Source organism: Streptomyces arenae (assembly GCF_022343545.1).
Lineage (GTDB): Bacteria > Actinomycetota > Actinomycetes > Streptomycetales > Streptomycetaceae > Streptomyces > Streptomyces humi.
Window position 1 is genome coordinate 17,320 of record NZ_JAKQYH010000045.1, and the last position, 17,328, is coordinate 34,647.

General features: G+C 71.9%; 19 protein-coding genes. 13 read left to right on the forward strand and 6 right to left on the reverse strand.

From position 1 onward, the window contains the following. The first annotated feature begins 117 nt into the window (after positions 1-117). The gene (locus MB828_RS19705) at positions 118-675 is read left to right on the forward strand and encodes a MarR family winged helix-turn-helix transcriptional regulator (protein WP_301649431.1); all 558 of its coding nucleotides are present in this window, start codon (positions 118-120) and stop codon (positions 673-675) included. A gap of 58 nt (positions 676-733) precedes the next feature. Here MB828_RS19705 and MB828_RS19710 read toward each other — a convergent pair whose 3' ends face one another. Beyond that, a complete protein-coding gene (locus MB828_RS19710) occupies positions 734-1,126 on the reverse strand; it encodes a VOC family protein (RefSeq protein ID WP_301649350.1) in 393 nt (130 codons plus the stop codon). 118 nt (positions 1,127-1,244) lie between these two features. On the opposite strand from MB828_RS19710, the gene MB828_RS19715 reads away from it, so the two are divergent. Further along, the gene (locus MB828_RS19715; RefSeq protein ID WP_301649432.1) at positions 1,245-1,784 is read left to right on the forward strand and encodes a GNAT family N-acetyltransferase; all 540 of its coding nucleotides are present in this window, start codon (positions 1,245-1,247) and stop codon (positions 1,782-1,784) included. Positions 1,785-1,787: 3 nt separating this feature from the next. On the opposite strand, the gene MB828_RS19720 is transcribed toward MB828_RS19715, so the two are convergent. Further along, positions 1,788-2,471: a glycerophosphodiester phosphodiesterase gene (locus tag MB828_RS19720; protein WP_301649351.1), complete on the reverse strand. Its 684-nt coding sequence runs from the start codon at positions 2,469-2,471 to the stop codon at positions 1,788-1,790. Between the two features lie 413 nt (positions 2,472-2,884). Between MB828_RS19720 and MB828_RS19725 the strand changes: the two genes are divergently transcribed. The 5 genes from MB828_RS19725 to MB828_RS19745 all read left to right on the forward strand — a co-directional run bounded on the left by MB828_RS19725 (position 2,885) and on the right by MB828_RS19745 (position 7,518). After that, on the forward strand, positions 2,885-4,282 hold the full coding sequence (locus MB828_RS19725) for a DUF6421 family protein (RefSeq protein WP_301649352.1): 1,398 nt from the start codon (positions 2,885-2,887) through the stop codon (positions 4,280-4,282). A 38-nt stretch (positions 4,283-4,320) separates the two neighbouring features. After that, a complete protein-coding gene (locus tag MB828_RS19730; RefSeq protein ID WP_133024977.1) occupies positions 4,321-5,070 on the forward strand; it encodes an SDR family NAD(P)-dependent oxidoreductase in 750 nt (249 codons plus the stop codon). After that, positions 5,067-6,137, forward strand: coding sequence for a threonine aldolase family protein (locus MB828_RS19735; RefSeq protein ID WP_301649353.1), 1,071 nt, complete (start codon positions 5,067-5,069; stop codon positions 6,135-6,137). Before MB828_RS19730 ends, MB828_RS19735 begins: the two co-directional genes overlap by 4 nt. A gap of 75 nt (positions 6,138-6,212) precedes the next feature. Continuing rightward, positions 6,213-6,806, forward strand: a complete 594-nt coding sequence (locus MB828_RS19740) for a transglutaminase-like domain-containing protein (protein WP_301649354.1) — start codon at positions 6,213-6,215, stop codon at positions 6,804-6,806. A 10-nt stretch (positions 6,807-6,816) separates the two neighbouring features. Further along, positions 6,817-7,518: a B3/B4 domain-containing protein gene (locus MB828_RS19745; protein WP_301649355.1), complete on the forward strand. Its 702-nt coding sequence runs from the start codon at positions 6,817-6,819 to the stop codon at positions 7,516-7,518. A 3-nt stretch (positions 7,519-7,521) separates the two neighbouring features. Here MB828_RS19745 and MB828_RS19750 read toward each other — a convergent pair whose 3' ends face one another. After that, complete coding sequence (locus MB828_RS19750) at positions 7,522-8,250, reverse strand: lysophospholipid acyltransferase family protein (RefSeq protein ID WP_301649356.1); 729 nt, start codon at positions 8,248-8,250, stop codon at positions 7,522-7,524. A gap of 188 nt (positions 8,251-8,438) precedes the next feature. Continuing rightward, the gene (locus tag MB828_RS19755) at positions 8,439-8,855 is read right to left on the reverse strand and encodes a DUF4395 domain-containing protein (protein WP_133024981.1); all 417 of its coding nucleotides are present in this window, start codon (positions 8,853-8,855) and stop codon (positions 8,439-8,441) included. Positions 8,856-8,961: 106 nt separating this feature from the next. Between MB828_RS19755 and MB828_RS19760 the strand changes: the two genes are divergently transcribed. The 4 genes from MB828_RS19760 (at position 8,962) to MB828_RS19775 (ending at position 12,114) form a co-directional block, all read left to right on the forward strand. Then, positions 8,962-9,375 carry a TlpA family protein disulfide reductase gene (locus MB828_RS19760; protein ID WP_133024982.1) on the forward strand — a complete coding sequence of 138 codons (414 nt, stop codon included), beginning with the start codon at positions 8,962-8,964 and terminating at the stop codon, positions 9,373-9,375. 207 nt (positions 9,376-9,582) lie between these two features. Further along, positions 9,583-10,092, forward strand: a complete 510-nt coding sequence (locus MB828_RS19765; RefSeq protein WP_301649357.1) for a flavin reductase family protein — start codon at positions 9,583-9,585, stop codon at positions 10,090-10,092. A gap of 218 nt (positions 10,093-10,310) precedes the next feature. Beyond that, positions 10,311-11,099 (forward strand): electron transfer flavoprotein subunit beta/FixA family protein, encoded by a 789-nt coding sequence (locus MB828_RS19770; protein ID WP_133024984.1) that lies wholly within the window; start codon positions 10,311-10,313, stop codon positions 11,097-11,099. Between the two features lie 52 nt (positions 11,100-11,151). Continuing rightward, positions 11,152-12,114, forward strand: a complete 963-nt coding sequence (locus MB828_RS19775) for an electron transfer flavoprotein subunit alpha/FixB family protein (protein WP_301649358.1) — start codon at positions 11,152-11,154, stop codon at positions 12,112-12,114. A gap of 63 nt (positions 12,115-12,177) precedes the next feature. On the opposite strand, the gene MB828_RS19780 is transcribed toward MB828_RS19775, so the two are convergent. Further along, positions 12,178-13,122 carry an endonuclease/exonuclease/phosphatase family protein gene (locus MB828_RS19780; RefSeq protein WP_301649359.1) on the reverse strand — a complete coding sequence of 315 codons (945 nt, stop codon included), beginning with the start codon at positions 13,120-13,122 and terminating at the stop codon, positions 12,178-12,180. A gap of 194 nt (positions 13,123-13,316) precedes the next feature. Between MB828_RS19780 and MB828_RS19785 the strand changes: the two genes are divergently transcribed. Further along, positions 13,317-14,621, forward strand: coding sequence for a DUF6986 family protein (locus tag MB828_RS19785; protein WP_301649360.1), 1,305 nt, complete (start codon positions 13,317-13,319; stop codon positions 14,619-14,621). A 103-nt stretch (positions 14,622-14,724) separates the two neighbouring features. After that, entirely contained in the window at positions 14,725-16,584 is a 1,860-nt protein-coding gene (locus tag MB828_RS19790) for a serine/threonine-protein kinase (RefSeq protein ID WP_301649361.1), read from the forward strand. On the opposite strand, the gene MB828_RS19795 is transcribed toward MB828_RS19790, so the two are convergent. After that, positions 16,530-17,327: a hypothetical protein gene (locus MB828_RS19795; RefSeq protein ID WP_301649362.1), complete on the reverse strand. Its 798-nt coding sequence runs from the start codon at positions 17,325-17,327 to the stop codon at positions 16,530-16,532. The genes MB828_RS19790 and MB828_RS19795 overlap by 55 nt on opposite strands. Position 17,328 lies beyond the last annotated feature (1 nt).

Here is a 17,328-nt window from a genome sequence, read left to right on the forward strand (position 1 = left end):
CGGAACGCCGACAGCGACGCGGCGGACACCGGCGCGAGCCGGGAGGCCGGCAGGGAGGCCGGCAGGGAGGCCGGCAGGGATGCGGGCGCCGGTGCGGGCCGGGACTCCGACGGGGACGTGGATGGCGGTGCGGGCCGGGAATTCGACGGGGACGTGGAGGGCGGTGCGGGGCGGCACGACACGGTGGCCGCGGTCGTGCGGCAGTGGCGGACCGTCCATCCCGACCTGGACACCGGGCCCATGGAGGTCATCGGCCGGATCAACCGCTGTGCCGCCCTCCTCCAGCAGGCCGAGGACGCGCCACTGCGCCGGGCGGGACTCAGCCGCCCCGAGTTCGACCTGCTCGGCGCGCTGCGCCGCACCGGACACGAGCTGACCCCCAGCGAACTCGCCAGGGAGACCTTCTCCTCCGGTGCCGCCGTCACCAAACGCCTCAAGCAGCTCACCGAGCGTGGTCTGGTCGAGCGGCGCGGCGACGCCCGGGACCGCAGGGTCGCCCACCTGCGGCTCACCGACGCGGGCCGTGACCTCGTCGACGGCATCCTGCCGGAGCAACTCGGCTACGAGACGGCCGTGCTGTCCGTGCTCGCCCCGCAGGGGCAGGGCGAACTGGCGGGGCTGCTCGCCGAGCTGCTGGGCCGGCTGGAGGGCAGGATGGGCGCCCTGCGGGCCTGAGACACCGGTGCGGTGGGCCCGCGCAGGGCTTCTCGTCGCCGTGGGGAAGCCCCTGCGGTCAGATCCCCGGCCGGTGGCGCAGGGGATGGTCGGCCGGTACCTCCACCAGCACGATCCTGATCCCGTCCGGGTCCGTGATCCACATCTCGACCAGGCCCCATGGCTCCCGCACCGGCGGCCGTACGATCTCGACGCCCTTCGCCACCAGCTCCTCGTGCGCCGCCGCAGCGTCCGCGACCTGGAGCCACAGCTGCACGGCCGGCGCGGCGGCGGCGTCCGAGCGCCCGGAGACCTCCAGGAAGCCGCCGCCGAGGAAGTAGACCGTGCCCCGCTCCGGGCCGGTACCGAACTCGCGGTAGACGGGAAGGCCGAGCTGCTCACCGTAGAAGGCACGAGAGCGCTCGGGGTCGGTGGGGTGGACCAGGGTACGGCTGCTGAGTACGTGCACCATGGGTCCGGAGCGTAGTGCCCGGCGGCGAGCGAACCCCGGGAACCGGGACCCGACCAGCGGCGTTAGGCTCGTGTCCGGCTCACCGCGCCCGAGATCGGAGACCCCGCCCATGGAGTCCATGGACAACGCCGCCACCGCACTGACCTTCCGCGCCGCCACCGACACCGACGTGGACGCGCTGGTGGCGCTGATCGAGTCGGCGTACCGGGGCGACGCCAGCCGGGCCGGCTGGACCACCGAGGCGGACATCCTGGACGGGCAGCGGACCGACCCCGAGGGCGTCCTCCAGGTGATCAAGTCGCCGGACAGCAGGCTGCTCACCGTCGAGCGGGACGGCCGGATCGTCGCCTGCTGCCAGCTCGAACACCGCGGCGCGCACGCCTACTTCGGCATGTTCGCGGTCAGTCCCGCCCTCCAGGGCGCCGGCCTCGGCAAGGTCGTCATCGCGGAGGCGGAGCGCCAGGCCCGCGAGGACTGGGGGGCCACCGAGATGCACATGACGGTGATCTCCGTCCGCGACGACCTGATCGCCTGGTACGAGCGGCGCGGCTACCGCCGTACGGGAGAGATGAGCCCGTTCCCGTACGGCGAGGAGCGCTTCGGTGTCCCGCTCCGCGACGACCTGCAGTTCGAGCTGCTGGTCAAGCCCCTGGTGTGACCCTCACGCGGTGAAGCGGGCGGTGCGCTTGATCTCCGGGTAGTCGGTCGTCGCGCCGTCCAGCTGGAGGGCGCGCACCAGCCGCAGGTGGTCCTGGGTGTTCACCACCCAGCCGATCACCCGCAGGTCCGCCTTGCGGGCGTGCTCGACGACCTCCAGGGTCAGCCGCCGGATGTTGAGGCAGAGCGTCGCCGCCCCCGCCTCCCGCGCCCGCTCCACCACGTCGGTGCCGTACCGGCTGGCGATCAGCGCCGTCCGTACCCCCGGTACCAGCCTGGCGATCTCGGCGACCGCCTCGTCGTGGAACGAGGACACCTCCACCCGCGACACGAGGTCCCGCCGCTGCATGACCTCCGCCAGCGCCCGGGCCGCCGCGACGTCTTTGATCTCGGCCTGGAGGGGGGCCTGCACCGCCTCCAGGACCTCCTCGAACACCGGCACCCGTTCGCCCCGGCCCGCGTCCAGCGTGCGCAGTTCCTCCAGGGTCTTCTCGGCGATCGGGCCGGTGCCGTCGGTCGTGCGGTCCACCTCGGCGTCGTGCATGACGACCAGGGCGCCGTCCTTGCTGAGGTGCAGATCGAGTTCGATCAGGTCGAGGCCGGCCTGCTGCGCGGCGACGAAGGAACGGAGGGTGTTCTCGGGCTCGAGGCCCATGACTCCGCGGTGACCGATGGTAAGGAAGTTCAAGATTCATCTCGCTTCCGTCGACGGCGGCGGTGGGGGGTGCACGCGGACCGTACGACGGGACGTCGCTGTCCACGCGGCTGGGCGCAGCCTAATGGCCGTCCGTCGCGATGAACCCGTGCCTACACGGGAGGATTGCGGCGCCGGGCGCCCGGCGCCTGGTCTCTGCCCCCACCGGCGGTCACCCGGGGGTGGGCGCGTCCCGCTGTGCGTTGACCGGCCGGATCCCTACGGTGCCCCGGACCTGACGCTCCCTCACCACCCGTAGTGGATGTGACCGCATTCACGGTTTCGCACAGGAAAAAGCGCGGTGAAGGTGCGATGTGACAGGATAATTTCCCGAGGTCCCCCTTGCTGGGAGAAACCTCGTATGCATACGGTGTGCTCACGGAAGCATCTCCCGTGGAGGTTGGGTCATGACGGAAATTCTTGTGCAGGTGGGCTCGGAGGAGCAGGTTCCTCCCGTGACCAGGGTGGTCGAGCACCCGGCGTGGCCCGTGCTCAAGGATGCCGTGGAACGGATCCGGCCATGGCAGTCCAAGGACGGGTCCATCGACTTCGACGCCGAGGGCGCGCCGGGGCGCGCTGACGCCGAGCGGGCCGTGGATGCCGTGATCGCTGCCGTCGAGGAGCTGTCGCCGCTGCTCCCGCACGACGCCGACTACCACCACGCGCTGGTGACGGACCTGCGGCGCTGGGCCGTCGGCGGCTTCCAGGTTCCCGACTTCCTCGACTCGCTGCTGGCCTTCCAGCCCGCCGCGGGCCGCGCGGACGGCCTCCAGCACCTGGTCGTCTTCCCGATGTACACGCAGAACGGCAACCCGGACCGCAACCTGGAAGCGGTCGTGCTGCGCATGGTCTGGCCGGACTGGCTGGCGGAGCTGGAGCGCACCCGTTACGACAACCCGCTGTTCTGCGGCATCAAGTTCGAGGACTTCACGGCCGGCTACGACACCAACTCCGCCGTTCTCTTCCCGGAGACCATCGCCGTGCGCGAGGCGCCGGAACGATTCTCCTGGGGCGGTATCTTCTGCGACCGCGAGGCCGCCCGGTTCCGCCGGGTCACCGACGCGGCCGTCGGCATCCTGGGCCTGAACCTGCCCGAGGACATCGCCGCCATGGTCCACGACCAGAAGCGCTGCGAGGAGGCCTTCGTGCTGTGGGACATGGTCCACGACCGCACCCACAGCCACGGCGACCTGCCGTTCGACCCGTTCATGATCAAGCAGCGCCAGCCGTTCTGGATGTACGGCCTGGAGGAGCTGCGCTGCGACCTCACCGCCTTCAAGGAGGCCGTGAAGCTGGCGGCCGACGGCGTCCCGCAGGCCCGTGACGTGCAGTACGCGGTGCTCTTCGACCGCATGTTCCGGTTCCCGGTCACCGGCGACCGCGTCCGCAACTACGACGGCCTCGGCGGCCAGCTGCTCTTCGCCTACCTGCACAAGCACGACGTGGTGCGCTGGACCGACAACAAGCTCGCCATCGACTGGGAGCGCGCCCCGCAGGTCACCAACCAGCTGTGCGCCGAGATCGAGAAGCTGTACAAGGACGGCATCGACCGTCCGAAGCTCGTCCACTGGTTCGCCGGCTACGAACTGGTCGCCACCTACCTCGCCCCGCACCCCGGCTCCAAGTGGGCCAAGGGCCCCGACGCCCTGGACCTGAGCCTGCCGCCGCGCAAGCTCGTGGACGACGTGCTTCCGGACGAGTTTCCGCTGAGCATGTTCTATGAGGCCCTGTCCAAGAAACTGAAGAACGTGATCGCCGAGACCAAGGGCATCACGGCGGACAGCGCCGAGCCGGTCGCCGCGTGAGCGGCGGACTCCGGAACACTGCTCAAGAGGGGAAGCACATGACGGGCAACGGGTCTCTCAGTGGTGCGGTGATCGCGGTGGCCGGGGCGGGCGGACCCGCCGGCCGGGCGGCACTGCTGCGCCTCGCGGAGGCGGGCGCGACCGTCGTAGGCGCGGACAACGATCCGCAGCGGCTCTCGGAGGCCGTGGACGCGGCCCGCTACGCGTCCGGCGGCGCGAGCGTCACGGGCGACACGGTGGACCTGCTGGACCTCCAGTCCACCCGGGACTGGGCCGCCCACGTCGAGAAGGACTTCGGCCGCGTCGACGGCCTGGTGCACCTGGTGGGCGGCTGGCGCGGCAGCGAGACCTTCACCAAGACCAGCCTCGACGACTGGGACTTCCTGGAGCTGCTGCTGGTGAAGACCGTGCAGCACACCTCCCTGGCCTTCCACGAGGCGCTGCAGCGCAGCGAGCGCGGCCGGTACGTCCTGATCAGCGCCGCGGCCGCGAGCAGGCCCACCGCGGGCAACGCCGCGTACGCCGCGGGCAAGGCCGCCGCGGAGGCGTGGACCCTCGCCCTCGCCGACTTCTTCCGCAAGTCCGGGGGGCCCGAGGGCCCGACCTCCGCCGCTGCCATCCTGGTGGTGAAGGCGTTGGTGCACGACGCGATGCGCGCCGAGCGGCCCAACGCGAAATTCGCGGGCTTCACCGACGTCAAGGACCTGGCCGAGGCCATCGAGGGCGTCTGGAGCAAGCCCGCCGCCGAAGTGAACGGAAACCGTCTGTGGCTGACCGAGAAGCCGTGAACCCTCCGAAGACCGACGCGCGTCGCCACCACGACCCGCGGGTCCGCGGTTTCGCCAGTGACAACTACGCCGGTGCGCACCCCGAGGTGCTGGCCGCCCTGGCCCTCGCCAACGGCGGCCACCAGGTGGCGTACGGCGAGGACGACTACACGGAGAACCTCCAGCGGATCGTCCGCAGCCACTTCGGCGCCACGGCCGAGGCCTTCCCGGTCTTCAACGGCACGGGCGCGAACGTCGTCGCGCTCCAGGCGGTCACCGACCGCTGGGGCGCGGTGATCTGCGCCGAGAGCGCCCACATCAACGTCGACGAGGGCGGCGCCCCCGAACGCATGGGCGGCCTCAAGCTGCTCACCGTGCCCACCCCCGACGGCAAGCTCACCCCGGAGCTCATCGACCGGCAGGCCTTCGGCTGGGACGACGAGCACCGGGCGATGCCGCAGGTGGTGTCGATCACCCAGAGCACCGAGCTGGGCACCCTCTACACCCCGGAGGAGATCCGCGCGATCTGCGAGCACGCCCACGCGCACGGCATGAAGGTGCACCTGGACGGCTCCCGGATAGCCAACGCGGCGGCCTCCCTGGACGTCCCGATGCGCACGTTCACGAACGCCGTCGGCGTCGACATCCTCTCCCTGGGCGGCACCAAGAACGGCGCCCTGTTCGGCGAGGCGGTCGTGGTGATCAACCAGGACGCCGTGAGCCACATGAAGCACCTGCGCAAGCTGTCCATGCAGCTCGCCTCGAAGATGCGCTTCGTGTCGGTGCAACTGGAGGCCCTGCTCGCCAAGGACCTGTGGCTGCGCAACGCCCGGCACGCCAACGAGATGGCCCAGCGGCTCGCCGAGGGCGTCCGTGCCGTGCACGGCGTGGAGATCCTGTACCCGGTGCAGGCCAACGGGGTCTTCGCCCGCCTTCCGCACGACGTGAGCGAGCGCCTGCAGAAGCGGTTCCGGTTCTACTTCTGGGACGAGGCCGCCGGCGACGTCCGCTGGATGTGCGCCTTCGACACGACCGAGGAGGACGTGGACGCGTTCGTGGCCGCGCTCAAGGAGGAGATGGCGCGATAGCGCCCTGTGCATAGATATGCGGTCACCTGAAAAGTAATTGACTCTCGGGTGATCGCGTTTCTATGCTCTGCGGGCATGGAGCTGATCCAGAACACCGCCGACCTGTCCGCATATCTCGCCGCTGACGAGGTCATCGACCATGACCATCCGGTGGTCCGCGAGCAGGCCGCACGGCTGGCGGCCGAGGCCGAGGACTCGTATGCCTATGCGCGGGCTGCCTACGAGTTCGTCCGGGACGAGATCCCGCACTCCGCCGACTTCGGCGATCCGCGCGTCACCTGGCGCGCCTCGGACGTGCTGGAGCGGCGTACCGGCAGCTGCTTCGCCAAGGCCCATGCCCTCACCGCCCTGCTGCGGGTCGAGGACATCCCCACCGCCCTGTGCTACCAGCGGCTGGCGCACGACGACGGCGCGGGTCACGTGGTGCACGGCCTGGTCGCGGTCCGGTTCAACGGCGCCTGGCACCGGCAGGACCCGCGGGGCAACAAGCCGGGTGTCGACGCCCGCTTCTCCCTCGACGGCGAGCGGCTGGCCTGGGTCCCCGACCCCGAGTCCAATGAGGTGGACTATCCGGTCCTGTACGCTGAACCTCATCCGGTCGTGCTCGGCGTGCTCAGAGCGGCGCCCGACCGCCCGTACCTCTGGAAGACGCTCCCCACCGCACTCTGAGGCAAGCCAGATGACTCTCCCGCTCACCGTGTCCGACGAGGTGCGTGCCCTCGCGCCCGGCTTCACGCACCTCGCGATCGAGGCCCACGGCCTGGTCAACGGCCCCAGCACCGAGGCGAGTTCGGCCCTCCTCGACGACGCGGCCCGCCGTCTCGCCGTACGCCTCGACGGGCGCGCCCCGCACGAGGACCCGCACATGGCGGCCTGGCGCGCGGTCTGCACGGCCTTCGGGTCCAAGCCGTCGCGCACCCGCAACTCGGCCGAGGCGCTGGCCAGGCGGGCCCTCGCGGACGGCGGCCTGCCCCGGATCAACCTGCTCGTGGACCTCTACAACGCCGTCAGCGTCGCCCGTCTCATCCCGGTCGGGGGCGAGGACCTCGACCGTGTCGAGGGCGGGATGCGCCTGGTGCGGGCCACGGGCCAGGAGGACTTCGTGACGGTCGCGGGCGGCGCGGAGACCGTCGAGCACCCGGACGCCGGCGAGGTCGTGTGGTGCGACGGCGCGGGCGTCACCTGCCGCCGCTGGAACTGGCGCCAGGGCCCGCGCACCCGGCTCACCGAGGAGACGACCTCGGGCATTTTCCTGCTGGAGAGCCTCGCCCCGATGCCGGTCCCGGAGGTCGAGGCGGCGGGCGCCGAACTCGCCGAGCTGCTGGAGAAGTTCAGTCCGGGCGCACGCGTCGAGGTACGGGCGCCCGAGTCGGCGGCCTGAGGGTCAGACCGCCTCGGCGGCCTTCAGCTGCTCCTGCGTGGGCGCCGTGCCGCCGAGGTGGGCCGGGAGCCACCAGGAGTCCGCCGTGTCCTTCGGGCGGGCCGGGTAGGCGCGCTGGGCGGCGTCCAGCAGGTCCTGGACGCGGCCGCGCAGGCGGCGGGTGATGGCGCCCGCGTACTGGTCACGCGGCGCCTCGACCGGCTCGCCGACACGGATCGTGACGGGCAGGTGGTTGCGCTTGAAGTTGCGCGGCTGGCCCTTGGTCCAGATGCGCTGGGTGCCCCACAGCGCCATCGGCACCAGCGGGACGCCGGCCTCCTGGGCGAGACGCGCCGCGCCCGACTTGAAGCTCTTCAGTGTGAAGGACTGCGAGATGGTGGCCTCCGGGAAGACCCCCACGACCTCACCGGACTTGAGCGAGTCCAGCGCGTGCTGGTACGCCTCCTCGCCCTGGGCGCGGTCCACCGGGATGTGCTTCATCCCGCGCATCAGCGGCCCGGAGATCCGGTGCCGGAACACCGACTCCTTCGCCATGAACCGCACCAGGCGCTTCTGCGGAAGGGCCGCCAGACCGTCGAAGACGAAGTCCAGGTAGCTGATGTGATTGCTCACCAGCACCGCACCGCCCGAGCGCGGGATGTTCTCCGAACCCTGGCAGTCGATCTTCAGGTCCCAGACCTTGAACAGCGTCTTGGCGAAACCGATGACGGGACGGTAGACCAGCTCTGCCATGGGCGGGGCGGACCCTTTCTGCTCTGCCTGGGAAAGGGGTTCCCGGCGGGAAAGTTACGCAGCCGTAGGTTTACGGCGTCTCGCAGATCGTGCCCGAAGAACGGACAGGGGGCCAGCCCTGGTGCCCGGGAGCGGCGAGATCCTCGTCACGTTGGCCTATTGATCCACCTCGTACTTTTAATGCCCGTTTACTCCGCGCGTACCGTGAGCCTCCGCAGGAGCAGGAACATCTCGCACCCCAGGCAGTATGCGAACGCCGCGTTGAGGAAGGCCGCGGCGAGTGCGAGCCCGGTCGCCGCGAGCCCCAGCCACTCCGGGCCGACGGTGAACCCGACCAGACCCAGGCCGGCGAAGACCAGCCCCACGGCCTGCGCGAACCGCGGCGGCTCCGGCGCCTCGAACTCGGTCGGGGGAGCGAGCCGGGGCCGTACGACCGTCCGGAACAGCAGCCCGTACGGCGAGCGCCCCACCCCGCCGGCCGCGCCGAACGCGAACGCCAGCGTCTGCCAGGCCAGGATCCAGGGGCTGCGGGTGATCAGTGCGACGGCCAGCACAACCGTCGTCACGGCCGCGCCGAACCGCGGCCCACGTGCGTCGATGTCCATCAACCAAGGATTCCGCCCCGGAGGCCGCAGGGGGAGCCGGGAATCTTTGCAGTCTCGTGAACGCTTATGCCGGTGATGTGCGGCCTCGTGAGAGCTTGTGCGGGTGATGACCGGACTGGTGGTGTGCGTGGCGGTGCTCGCGGCGGCGAGCGCCTTCGGAGTGCTGCACAAGCGGCGGAGCGGGAGGGTACGCGTGCGTGGGCGGGACGACGGCAAACGGCTCGGGGCGGCCGAACTCGGCGGCGAACTGGGCGAACGGGCCACGCTGGTGCAGTTCTCCAGCGCGTTCTGCGCCCCCTGCCGGGCCACCCGGCGCGTCCTGGACGAGGTGGCGGGAATGGTCCCCGGAGTGACCCACGTCGAGATCGACGCGGAGGCGCACCTCGACCTCGTACGCGAGTTGGAGATCCTCAAGACGCCCACCGTACTGGTGCTGGACGCGGACGGGCGGGTGGTGCGCCGGGCCACCGGACAGCCCCGCCGCGCGGATGTCATCGCGGCGCTCGGAGAAGCGGTCTGACGGAGGTGAGGATGACGGTGAGACAGCTTTCACATGCCGGAACGTACTTGACTGGGCGCACCACCTATCGTCAGCCTGACTGTATGCCTCAGGAACTCCTTCTCTTCGGGCGGGTCCACGTGGACCTGGCCCGCACCGCGAGCGCGCGCTGTCCGGGCTGCTGAGCAGCTTCGGACCCCAGGACCGCCTCCCCAGAAGGACAACTCCATGACGGCCACGCCCGACCTCGGCACGCCCCAGCTCGCCTCTCCCGAACTGCTCCGCTCCGCCTTCCGGCGGCACGCGGCCGGAGTCGCGGTGATCACCGCGCCCGGTGCCGACGGCCCGGTCGGCTTCACCGCCACCTCCCTGGTCTCCGTCTCCGCCGAGCCGCCGATGCTCTCCTTCGGTGTCGGCACGGGCGCCTCCAGCTGGCCCGCGATATCCACCGCCGAGCACATCGGCGTCCACATCCTCGGCGAGCACCAGGCGGAGCTCGCGGCCACCTTCGCGCGCAGCGGCGCCGACCGGTTCGCCGCCCCGACCGCATGGCGCGAGGGGCACGCGGGGGTTCCCGTCCTCGACGACGTGCTGGTCTGGCTGGTGTGCCGGATCGTCGCCCGGGTCCCGGCCGGGGACCACCGCATCGTGCTGGCCGAGGTGGTCCTCGGCGACCCCTCCCGGACCGGCCGGCCGCTCCTCTACCACCAGGGCGGCTTCAACGGCCTGCGGGATTGATCACGCGCCCCCGGTTCCGCGAAGGCGTCGAGTTCCGGTTACGCTGCGTTGCGAAGGTCACAGTTCAAAGCGCTTGCTTAGCGGGAACAGACTGGGTGTACTGACGAGTAATATTTCGTTCGGAGCGCACGGCCGCCCCGACCGGAATCGGCCGCTTCAGGCGCCTATGCTGCCTGCAAGAGGCAGCCCAGAAAAGACGATGCAGTAGGAGAGCCGGCGTGAGCTTGAGGATCGTTGTCACTGTGAAGTACGTGCCCGACGCCACTGGCGACCGGCACTTCGCCGATGACCTGACCGTCGACCGTGACGACGTGGACGGTCTGCTCTCCGAGCTGGACGAGTACGCGGTCGAGCAGGCGCTGCAGATCTCCGAGAACTCGGACGACGACGTCGAGGTCACGGTCCTGACCGTGGGTCCCGAGGACGCCAAGGACGCGCTGCGCAAGGCGCTGTCGATGGGCGCGGACAAGGCGATCCACGTCGAGGACGACGACCTGCACGGCACCGACGCGATCGGTACCTCGCTGGTGCTGGCGAAGGCGATCGAGAAGGCCGGCTTCGACCTGGTGGTCTCCGGCATGGCCTCCACGGACGGCACCGCCGGCATCGTCCCGGCGCTGCTGGCCGAGCGTCTGGGCGTCCCGCAGGTCACCCTGCTCTCCGAGGTCTCGGTCGAGGACGGCACGGTCAAGGGCCGCCGTGACGGCGACGCCGCCTCCGAGCAGCTGGAGGCCTCCCTGCCGGCCGTCGTGTCGGTGACCGACCAGTCGGGTGAGGCGCGCTACCCGTCCTTCAAGGGCATCATGGCGGCCAAGAAGAAGCCGGTTCAGTCCTGGGACCTGTCCGACCTCGACATCGAGGCGGAGGAGGTCGGCCTGGAGGGCGCCTGGACCAAGGTCGAGGACGCCACCGCGCGCCCGGCCCGCACCGCGGGCACGATCGTCAAGGACGAGGGCGAGGGCGGCAAGCAGCTCGCCGAGTTCCTCGCGGGCCAGAAGTTCATCTGAGCCCCGCAGTCGCCGACCGCCCCTCAACTTCGTTTCGCAGGAGAGCAATCCCATGGCTGAAGTCCTCGTCTACGTCGATCACGTGGACGGTGCCGTCCGCAAGCCCACCCTGGAGCTGCTGACCCTGGCCCGCCGCATCGGCGAGCCCGTCGCCGTCGCGCTGGGCAACGGCGCCGCCGACACCGCCGCCGCGCTCGCCGAGCACGGCGCGGTCAAGGTCCTCACCCACGACGCCTCGGAGTACGCCGACTACCTGGTCGTCCCGAAGGTCGACGCGCTGCAGGCCGCCGTGGCCGCGGTCTCCCCGGCCGCCGTCCTGGTGCCGTCCTCCGCGGAGGGCAAGGAGATCGCCGCGCGTCTGGCGCTGCGCATCGGCTCCGGCATCATCACCGACGCCGTCGACCTGGAGGCCGGCGAGGAGGGTCCGGTGGCGACCCAGTCGGTGTTCGCCGCGTCCTTCACCACCAGGACCCGTGTCTCCACGGGCACTCCGGTCATCACGGTCAAGCCGAACTCGGCCGCCGTGGAGGCCGCCCCGGCCGCCGGTGCGGTCGAGGCCCTCGCGGTGACCTTCTCGGAGAAGGCGACCGGTACCAAGGTGACCGGCCGTACCCCGCGTGAGTCGACCGGGCGTCCGGAGCTGACCGAGGCCGCGATCGTGGTCTCCGGCGGCCGCGGCGTCAACGGCGCCGAGAACTTCGCGATCATCGAGGCCCTCGCCGACTCCCTCGGCGCGGCCGTCGGCGCCTCGCGTGCCGCGGTGGACGCGGGCTGGTACCCGCACACCAACCAGGTGGGCCAGACCGGCAAGTCCGTCTCCCCGCAGCTGTACATCGCCAACGGCATCTCCGGCGCGATCCAGCACCGCGCCGGCATGCAGACCTCGAAGACCATCGTCGCCGTCAACAAGGACGCCGAGGCCCCGATCTTCGAGCTGGTCGACTTCGGCGTGGTCGGCGACCTCTTCGACGTCGTGCCCCAGCTCACCGACGAGGTCAAGGCCCGCAAGGGCTGATCCCCCCCCGCCGGGCTGTCCGAGGCCCCCGTGACCGGTACCGGTCACGGGGGCCTCGGCGTGTCAGCGCAGGCTCAGCGAGACCTGCACGGGCAGATGGTCGCTCGGGAACTGGCCCTGCATCGAGAAGGTGTCCATCGTCGCCCGGTGGGTGGTCACCCCCGGCGAGGTCAGGATCCAGTCGATGCGGTCGCCGTCCGGCCTGAGGCGGTGGTAGCCGTGGAAGGTCGCGTACTGGGGGCCGCGGTGCTCCGCCGCGTCCCAGGTGTCGACGAGCCCGGAGTCCACCAGGGTGTCGTAGGCCGGGTTCTTGTGGGCGTAGGCGTTGAAGTCACCGGTCACCACGACGGGCAGCGCCCGGTCGAACTCCGCGATCCGGCGGACCAGGAGCGTGGCACTGCGCTCGCGCGCGTACTGGCTCCTCTGGTCGAAGTGGGTGTTGGCGACGTAGAACTCCCGCCCGTCGTCGGCGAGATCCCGGAAGCGGACCCAGGTGACGATGCGGGGGAAGGCGGCGTCCCAGGTGTTGGAGCGGACGACCTCCGGGGTGTCGGAGAGCCAGAAGGTGTAGTGCTCCACCGGGGCCAGGCGCCTGACGTCGTAGTAGACGGCGGTGGACTCGTCCCGGCTGCCGCCCTCGCGGCCGGTGCCGATCCAGTCGTAGTGCGGTCCGAGGTCGGTGTCGATGTCGCGCAGCTGCTGGTAGAGGCCTTCCTGGGTGCCGATGACCTGGGGGCGCGCGCGGCGCAGCAGTTCGCCCATCACCGGCCGGCGGTCGGCCCAGCTGTTGGGCTCGGCGCTGCTGGCGTACCGGAGGTTGAAGGTCATGACGTCGAGGCGGGGCGCCGGCCGGGACGGCGCCGCCAGGGTGGACGCCCGGCGGGCACGCGAGGCGGCTGAGGAGGCGGCGGAGGGGATGATCGCGGCACTGGACAGGGGCAGGGTGACCGCTGCGGCCAACAAGGCCTGCAGTCCCAGCCGGCGGGTGACTCGGCGCTGGTTCGGCACGGCGGCTCCTTCAGGGGCACAAGCCGGACGGGCGGGCGTTGAGCAGTGTGATACCCAGGTGTGAGATGAGCGTGAACATGTCCAGATGGGGGCGTGTCGCCCCGTGGACAGGGTGTTGACCGTCCCGAAGGCTCCCGGATAACTTCATTCAACGGATTGTTGATTCCGTACAGTGGAAAACAGGAGGGTGTCGGATGGGCCAGGGCCAGCAGGAGCAGGTGGCGACGAGCCTCACGGGCGCCGTCAGCGAGGAGATCAGCGCCTCCCTCGCACCCGTCGACGCCGAGCTGGAGCGCCGCTATCCGGGCGACCCGGGGACCCGCCAGCCCGTCCACACCGTCTACGTCCCGGGCGACGCCTTCGACGCCGGCACCGTCCGCTCCTGGGGCGACCGGGCGCTGGCCGCCCTCGACGAACACGCCCCCGACGCGGCCTCCTTCGCCGCCGTGCTCGGCCTGCCGGACGACCTCGCCGAGCCGGTCCACGCCCGTGTCCGCGCCAAGCTGGAACGCGAGCCGGTCGAGGACCTGCGCGTCGACTTCGAGGACGGCTACGGCCCCCGGCCCGACACCGAGGAGGACGAGACGGCGGCCCGGGCGGCGCGGCTCGTCGCCGAGGCCTACGAGAAGGGCACCGCGCCGCCGTACACGGGCATCCGGATGAAGTGCATGGAGGCCCCGGTGCGCGACCGGGGCATCCGCACCCTGGACGTCTTCCTCACCGGACTGATGCGGGCCGGCGGGCTCCCCGACGGCCTGGTGCTGACCCTGCCGAAGGTGACCTACCCCGAACAGGTCACCGCGATGGTCCGGCTCCTGGAGGCCTTCGAGAAGGTGTACGGCCTGACGCCCGGCCGGATCGGGTTCGAGATCCAGATCGAGACCAGCCAGGCCATCCTCGCCACCGACGGCACCGCCACCGTCGCCCGGATGATCCAGGCCGCCGAGGGCCGCGCCACCGGACTGCACTACGGCACCTTCGACTACAGCGCCTGCCTCGGCGTGTCGGCCGCCCACCAGGCCAGCGACCACCCGGCCGCCGACCACGCCAAGGCGATCATGCAGGTCGCCGCCGCGGGCACGGGCGTCCGGGTGTCCGACGGCTCCACCAACGTGCTGCCGGTCGGCCCGACGGCCCAGGTGCACGACGCCTGGCGGCTGCACTACGGCCTCACCCGGCGCGCCCTGGCCCGCGCCTACTACCAGGGCTGGGACATGCACCCCGGCCACCTCCCCACCCGGTACGCGGCCGTGTTCGCCTTCTACCGCGAGGGTCTGGACCGGGCCGCAGGCCGGCTCGCCCGGTACGCCAACCGGGCCGGCGGCGACGTCATGGACGAGCCCGCCACCGCCAAGGCCCTCAGCGGCTTCCTGCTGCGCGGACTGGACTGCGGGGCCCTCGACATCGCCGAGGTGGCCCGGCTGACCGGCCTGACCCGCGCCGACCTGGAGGGTTTCGCGGCGCCCCGGCGCGGCGACCTGACGGCCTCCGGCAACTGACCGGTGGCGGCCAAGTCACAGCATCAGCAGGCCACTTGAACCGTCCCTGTCACCGCCCCGTACTCTGGGGCGCCATTCAGGGACGGGCGTCAGGAGCGGGGCTGTGGTGTCGGGTGGGTACGGACAGGCTGACGGGACCGGTCGCCTGCTGGCAGGGCGGTACCGGGTCGTGGCCCGGCTCGGGCGTGGCGGGATGGGGGTGGTGTGGCGCGCCCTCGACGAGGTCCTCGGCCGCGAGGTGGCCGTCAAGGAGCTGCGGGCCTACACGGACAGCGCCGGAGCCGAACTGGCCGAGCTGCGGCTGCGGATGCAGCGCGAGGCACGGGCGGCGGCCCGGGTGCGCCATCCGGCCGTGATCGTGGTGCACGACATCGCCGAGGTCGAGGGCCGGCCGCTCATCGTCATGGAGCTGATCGACGGACCCTCGCTGGACGACGTGCTGCGCGAACGCGGCACCCTGGATCCGCGCGAGGCCGCCCGTGTCGGCGCCGAGGTGATGGACGCCCTGGCCGCGGCCCACCGGGTCGGGGTCCTGCACCGTGACGTCAAGCCGGGCAACATCCTCCTCGACCGTACGGGCCGGGTCGTCCTCACCGACTTCGGCATCGCCACCATGGACGATCCCGGCGACGGCTCCACCGCACAGCTGACCCGCAGCGGTGAACTCGTGGGCTCGCTCGACTACATGGCCCCCGAACGTGCCATGGGCGCCGATCCCGGCCCGGCCTCCGACGTCTGGGCGCTCGGCGCGGCCCTCTACGCGGCCGTCGAGGGCGCCTCGCCGTTCCGCCGCACGTCCACGTTCTCCACCCTCGCCGCGATCGTCGACGAACCCCTCCCGGAGCCCCGCCTGGCCGGGCCCCTCGCCCCTGTCCTGCGCCGGCTGATGGACAAGCGTCCCGACGCCCGCCCGGCGGCCGAGGAGGCCCGCGAACTCCTGCGGACGGCGGCACGGGAACCCGGCGCGGACACACCCACGACCGCACTGCGGCAGCCGGCACCGGCAGAACCCGGCCCGGACGTGCCCGGGCCCCTCCCGGAACCGGACCCGGCCCGGGCAACCGACGAGGGAGCGGCCCAGGAAGCCGGACAGGGGTCCCCTCAGCGGCCTCTCGACGAGGCTGTCGCCGCTCCTGCCCAGGTGCCCGAGCCCGAGGCGGAGGCTGCCGAAGTCCTGGCCTCCGATGTGCAGCCGGATGGCGGCTCCGGGGCGCGGGACCAGGGCGCCGGTGCGGTGTCCGGAAGCGGTTTAGGCCGCTCGCCCGGGCCCGGCCGGGCGAGACCCGCCCCGTCGCCCGGTCCGGGCCGCCGCGCACGCCGTCGGGCCGGGCGGCTCGCCACGGTCGCCGTCGGCGTCGTCCTCGCCACGGTCGGGCTGACCATCGCCCTGCTGAACGACAGGGGGCACCCGGCGAAGCCGGACGCGGCCCCGCCCGTCTCGGCCCGGGCGAACGCCTCGAAGGGCATCCACGGTGCCGGGACCGGGCACTCGGCCGAGCCGGACCCCATGGGGCAGGGCGAGGAGACGACCACCGCCCCGACCGGGGACCCCACCCGACCCACGAACGGCAGCCCCACGACCCACGCGTCCGACCCGGCCTCGGCGACCGCCTCCGGCGCGGGCCCGTCCCCGAGCGCGGCCACCACCACGGCGGCCGCGAGCGCCACCGCCACGCCCGCTCCGGCGTGCCGGTCCGCCGGCGACTCCACCTACACCTGCGAGGTCCGCAGCGCCGCCAAGTCCTACACCGCCTCGGGCACCAAGGCCGGGAAGGTCCACCCCGGGGCCCACGCCTTCTACTGCCAGGCCGACCTGGGCCGCCGTGAGACCCACGGCAGATGGACCAACGTCTGGTGGGCCAGGACCGACGACGACAACGGCAACACCGGCGTGTACATCAGCGACGTCTACCTCGCGGGCGGCGCCAACGACGAGCCGGTCCCCGGACTTCCCGTCTGCTGAGCGCTCAGGTACCGCTCGAGACCCGACGCGACCGCCCACCCCCGCTCGGCGAACAGCCGGGTGCCCCGCCGGCACAGTCCGGCGTCGGCCCGCGCCCGCGCACAGAACTCCTCCGGGGTGGCACCGAACAGCTTCCTCAACTCGGCCGAATCCGCGAGGAGTCCGGTGAGCAGGTCACGCTCGCCGGGGTGCCGCCGCGGGGTGCCGGTGCCGTCGTGCAGGACGCCGTGGCGGTTGACGTAGGCGTGCACGCCCGGGAGCGTGGTGCCGTCCGCCAGGCCGACGCGTACGGCCGGCGCGGGCAGCCAGGCCCGGGCGAAGTTGCCGTCGGGCAGCGGTACGCCCTCGCTCGCGTCGATCACCTCCAGCTGCCGCCCGTCCAGCCAGACCACGAACAACTCGCTGACGGAGGAGGCGGATTCGACCGGCGAAGCCGAGACATAGCCGAGCCGGCTGACATGGGCGGAGACGCCGACCGCGAGGCCGGCCACCCTGGCGCGCACCATGGGGATCACCCCGGTGACCCCGGACTCGGCCATCTTGTGCTGGAGTTGGGCGGGGGAGGCGTTGGAGCCGACCGCGAGCACCGGCACCCGGCCGTCGTCGTGCACCAGCCGGTCCAGCGGCAGCAGCCGGTCGCCGTCGAGCAGCCCGGAGTCCGCGGGCCAGTCGCCCGGATAGGTCAGCGGATGGTCGCGGGGCGCCCGGTCGAGGCCGAGTTCCGCGAGCGTGGCGCCCGTCATG

Bases quoted from the DNA above. Each gene is read 5' to 3' on its own strand.
- MB828_RS19740 (WP_301649354.1), top strand. From the start codon at position 6,213: ATGGAGCTGATCCAGAACACCGCCGACCTGTCCGCATATCTCGCCGCT.
- MB828_RS19745 (WP_301649355.1), top strand. From the start codon at position 6,817: ATGACTCTCCCGCTCACCGTGTCCGACGAGGTGCGTGCCCTCGCGCCC.
- MB828_RS19715 (WP_301649432.1), top strand. From the start codon at position 1,245: ATGGACAACGCCGCCACCGCACTGACCTTCCGCGCCGCCACCGACACC.
- MB828_RS19795 (WP_301649362.1), bottom strand. From the start codon at position 17,327: ATGACGGGCGCCACGCTCGCGGAACTCGGCCTCGACCGGGCGCCCCGC.
- MB828_RS19725 (WP_301649352.1), top strand. From the start codon at position 2,885: ATGACGGAAATTCTTGTGCAGGTGGGCTCGGAGGAGCAGGTTCCTCCC.
- MB828_RS19750 (WP_301649356.1), bottom strand. From the start codon at position 8,250: ATGGCAGAGCTGGTCTACCGTCCCGTCATCGGTTTCGCCAAGACGCTG.
- MB828_RS19710 (WP_301649350.1), bottom strand. From the start codon at position 1,126: ATGGTGCACGTACTCAGCAGCCGTACCCTGGTCCACCCCACCGACCCC.
- MB828_RS19775 (WP_301649358.1), top strand. From the start codon at position 11,152: ATGGCTGAAGTCCTCGTCTACGTCGATCACGTGGACGGTGCCGTCCGC.
- MB828_RS19765 (WP_301649357.1), top strand. From the start codon at position 9,583: ATGACGGCCACGCCCGACCTCGGCACGCCCCAGCTCGCCTCTCCCGAA.
- MB828_RS19760 (WP_133024982.1), top strand. From the start codon at position 8,962: ATGACCGGACTGGTGGTGTGCGTGGCGGTGCTCGCGGCGGCGAGCGCC.
- MB828_RS19785 (WP_301649360.1), top strand. From the start codon at position 13,317: ATGGGCCAGGGCCAGCAGGAGCAGGTGGCGACGAGCCTCACGGGCGCC.
- MB828_RS19730 (WP_133024977.1), top strand. From the start codon at position 4,321: ATGACGGGCAACGGGTCTCTCAGTGGTGCGGTGATCGCGGTGGCCGGG.
- MB828_RS19755 (WP_133024981.1), bottom strand. From the start codon at position 8,855: ATGGACATCGACGCACGTGGGCCGCGGTTCGGCGCGGCCGTGACGACG.